This window comes from Ancylobacter tetraedralis (genome assembly GCF_014195655.1).
Lineage (GTDB): Bacteria > Pseudomonadota > Alphaproteobacteria > Rhizobiales > Xanthobacteraceae > Ancylobacter > Ancylobacter tetraedralis.
Genome location: NZ_JACICD010000024.1, coordinates 1 through 3929, shown reverse-complemented (window position 1 = coordinate 3929; position 3929 = coordinate 1). Strand labels below are relative to the sequence as shown.

At 70.6% G+C, this 3929-nt stretch carries 3 protein-coding genes; all 3 read right to left on the bottom strand.

Annotated elements, in window-relative coordinates:
* Positions 1 to 1301: cytochrome c (locus tag FHS55_RS23160; RefSeq protein WP_183192225.1), on the bottom strand; the 1301-nt coding region annotated here is incomplete at its 3' end.
* Positions 1302 to 1303: 2 nt separating this feature from the next.
* Complete coding sequence (locus FHS55_RS23155; protein WP_183192224.1) at positions 1304 to 3493, bottom strand: xanthine dehydrogenase family protein molybdopterin-binding subunit; 2190 nt, start codon at positions 3491 to 3493, stop codon at positions 1304 to 1306.
* The gene (locus FHS55_RS23150) at positions 3477 to 3929 is read right to left on the bottom strand and encodes a (2Fe-2S)-binding protein (RefSeq protein ID WP_183192223.1); all 453 of its coding nucleotides are present in this window, start codon (positions 3927 to 3929) and stop codon (positions 3477 to 3479) included. The genes FHS55_RS23155 and FHS55_RS23150 overlap by 17 nt, the downstream gene beginning before the upstream one ends.

Here is a 3929-nt window from a genome sequence, read left to right as displayed (position 1 = left end):
GTCAGTGTCGAGGTCTGGCTTCCGAAGCGTTCGGTGACGTAGTTTGCGACGGCGGCCACTTCGGCGTCGGAATAGGCCTTGCCGAAGGCGGGCATCGGCGGGTGGCCCGGCCAGACGCCGGTTGAGCCGTGCAGGACCATCAGCGCGACATTGGCGCCGCTGGGATCGTTGACCGCGCGCACACCGGTGAGCTGGGCCTCGCCGCGCACGGCGCCGGCCCCGCTCCAGGCGTGGCAGCTGGCGCAATTGCCCTGGAAGACGCGCTGGCCGATCGGGTTGTCGAGGCCGGCCACCCGAGGCGTTGCCGGTGCGGGACCGGCGAGCCGGGGCAGGTCGCTGGCGACCGGGGGCACGCTCTTGAGATAGGTGACGATGGCGTCGATGTCCGAGGCGGTGAGGTGGGACAGGCTGAGCGCGACGGCCTCGCCCATGGGGCCGGAGGCGGAGCCGCGGCCCGCCGCATGGCCGGCGGCGAGATAGGCTGTGAGCTGCTCGGCCGACCAGTCGCCGACCCCGCTCACCGTGTCGCTGGAGATGTTGTAGGCGTTCCAGCCCTCGGCGACGCCGCCGGCGAACTTGCGCCGCTGGTCCATCGCCTGCATCGGGTTGCGCGGGGTGTGGCACTCGCCGCAATGGCCGGCGGCTTCGACGAGATAGGCGCCGCGGTTCCATTCCGGCGACTGCTCGGGCACCGGCTCGAAGCGGGTGTCCGAATTGAACAGCGTCGCCCAGATCGCCATCAGCCAGCGCTGGTTGAAGGGAAAGGCGAAGCTGTTCGGCCGGTTCGGCTGCTTCACCGGCGAGAGCGCGAAGAGATAGGCCTTGATCGCCAGCGCATCGGCGTCGGTGAGCATCGTATAGGACGGGTAGGGGAAGGCCGGATAATAGCGCGAGCCGTCCGGCGCGATGCCGCGATGCACGGCATCGAGGAACTGCGCGTCCGTCCATTTTCCGATGCCGGTCTCGGGATCGGGCGTGATGTTGGGCGTGTAGATGGTGCCGAAGGGCAGCACGAAGGCGCGCCCGCCGGCGAAGGGCTGGCCACCCTTGGCGGTGTGGCAGGCCTCGCAATCGGCCATGCGGGCGATATAGGCGGCGCGGGTGGGTTCATCGGCTCCGGCCAGCTCGGCCGGCACGCCGGTCGGCGAGGGTCCCTTGGCGTCCGCCAGCGCCACCGGCGTGCCCTTGGCGAAGCCGTAGGGGCCGGGCTGGAACACCATCCAGCCGATGACGCCGAGCGCGGCGAGGCCGGCCACCCCGAGGATGCCGGCGAGGGAGAGGAGGGCGGTTCTCTTCCCCATGGTCACACCGCCTTTGCCAGGAGCGCCGCGTCGACCGGCATGCGGGTCAGCGGCACCCCGGTGGCGGCGAAGATCGCGTTGGCGACCGCCGGCTGCACGATCACCGTTCCCGGTTCGCCGATGCCGCCGGGTTTCTCGGTGCTGGCGATGAGCTCGACCTCGATGGCGGGCATCTCGTCGATGCGGATCAGCCGGTAGTCGTGGAAATTGCTCTGCTCGACCCGCCCGTCGGCGATGGTGACCTTGTCGTGCAGCACGGTGGCGAGGCCGAAGGTGACGCCGCCCTGAATCTGCGCCACCACCGTGTCCGGATTGATGACGCGCCCGACATCGGCGGCGACCACGACGCGGGTGACGCGCACGTCGCCCGGATCGCTCACCGCGATATCGGCGACGCAGGCGAGATAGCTGCCGAAGGCATGCATCAGCGCGACGCCGCGCCCGGTGCGGGCGCCGAAGGGGGAGGCGGGTGCCGGCGTGCCCCAGCCGGCTTTGGCCGTCGCGGCGTTCAGCACCCCGAGCGCCCGCGGGTTGTCCGCCAGCAGGCCGCGCCGGAAGGCGACGGGATCGACCGCGGTGTTCTTCGCGATCCGGTCGAGGAAGCTCTCGATGGAGAAGACGCTGCTATTGGGCCCGACGCCGCGCCAGAAGCCCACCGGCACCACGCTCTCGTGTCGGATATATTCCACCAGGATATCGCCGACGGCGTAGGGCGGATCGATGGCGCCATCCACCGCATCGCCGTCAATGCCGTCCTTGAAGGCCGGCGGCAGCCAGCGCGCCAGGATCGAGGCGCCGGTGATGCGGTGGTGCCAGGCGGTGATGCGCCCGTTCTCCACCCGCGCCTTCAGCCGGTCGTGATAGAGCGGGCGGAAGATGTCCTGCTTGATGTCTTCCTCGCGCGACCAGATCACCTTGACCGGCCCGTCCACCTTGGCGGCGATGCGGGTGGCGGTGACGACATAGTCGGCTTCCAGCCGCCGGCCGAAGCCGCCGCCGATGATGTGGTTGTTGATCGTCACCTTCGAGGGATCGATGCCGAGCACCTTGGCGGCGCCCATCTGGCAGAAGCCGGGCACCTGCGTGCCGACCCAGACGTCGCAGGCCCCGTCCCGCACATGCACGGTGCAGTTCAGCGGCTCCATCGGGGTATGGGCGAGGAAGGGCAGCTCATAGGTCGCCTCGAACAACGTGCCCTCGCCCAATTTCGCCAGCGCGTCGCCCTGCTTCTGGGCGGTCACGCCCGGGCCCTTCGACGCCGTCTCGATATCGGCCCAGAGCTGCGCCTGGCTCAGCGTGGCGTTCGGCCCATTCGCCCAGGCGATGTCGAGCGCGGCGAGGCCCTGCTGGGCGGCCCATGTGTTGTCGGCGACCACCGCGACGAGATCGTCGAGCACCACGACCTGGCGCACGCCGGGCTGGGCGAGGGCCGGCGCGTCGTCGACATGGGCGACCTTGCCGCCAAGGACCGGGGAGGCCATCAGCGCGGCGAATGTCATGCCGGGGCGGATGACGTCGATGCCGTACACCGTCGTGCCGGTCGCCTTGTCCGGCGTGTCGATGCGGCGCGCGGGCGTGCCGATCAGGCGGAACTGATCGGGCGACTTGAGCGTCACGTCGGTCGGGGGCGGCAGGCCGGCGGCCCGGTCGGCCAGGGCGCCGTAGGTGAGTGTCCGCCCGCTGGCGGGATCGGTGACGACGCCGTTCTCCGTGGTGAGCGTGGCGGGATCCACGCCCCACTGCGCGCCGGCCGCCGCCACCAGCAGGGCGCGCGCGGTGGCGCCGGCCTGTCGCAGCGGCTCGGTCCAGGCCATGGTGGTGGTGGAGCCCCCGGTGGCCTGCACCACGAAGAGCGGATTGCCATATTTGGCCTGATCGGCCGGCGCGTGGATGGCGGTGATCTGGTCGAGACCGATGTCGAGTTCCTCGCCAAGGCACATGGCCTGCGAGGTATAGACGCCCTGTCCCATCTCCACCGCCGGCATGATGAGGCGCACCGGCCCCTCCGCCGGCACATGCACGAAGGCATTGAGCGGCGCGCCCGCGGCGGCAGGCTCGTCCGCGCGGGCCCGGCGAACGGGCAGTTCGATGCCGATGACCAGCCCGCCGAGAATCGCGGCGCCCCCGCGCAGCAGCGCGCGACGCGTCAGCGCCGGCCGGCCCCTATAGGCGTCTTCAGGATCGTGCCGCATGCTTGATCCCCTCGCGAATGCGCACATAGGTGCCGCAGCGGCACAGGTTGCCGGCCATCGCCGCGTCGATGGCGGCATCGTCCGGCGCGGGATTGGCGGCGAGCAGGGCTGCCGCCGACAGGATCTGGCCGGGCTGGCAATAGCCGCACTGGATGACCTCGAGGTCCAGCCAGGCCTTCTGGATCCTCGCGCCCTCGGGCGTCGCGCCGACCCCCTCGATGGTGGTGATGGCCTGCGGGCCGACATCGCCCACCGCGAGCTGGCAGGAGCGCACGGCGACGCCCCCCAGATGCACCGTGCACGCCCCGCACTGGGCGATGCCGCAGCCGAACTTGGTGCCGGTCATCCCCAGCACGTCGCGCAGCACCCAAAGCAGAGGCATCTCGGCCGGAACATCAACGCTGTGACGAGCGCCATTGATGGTGAGATCGGTCAT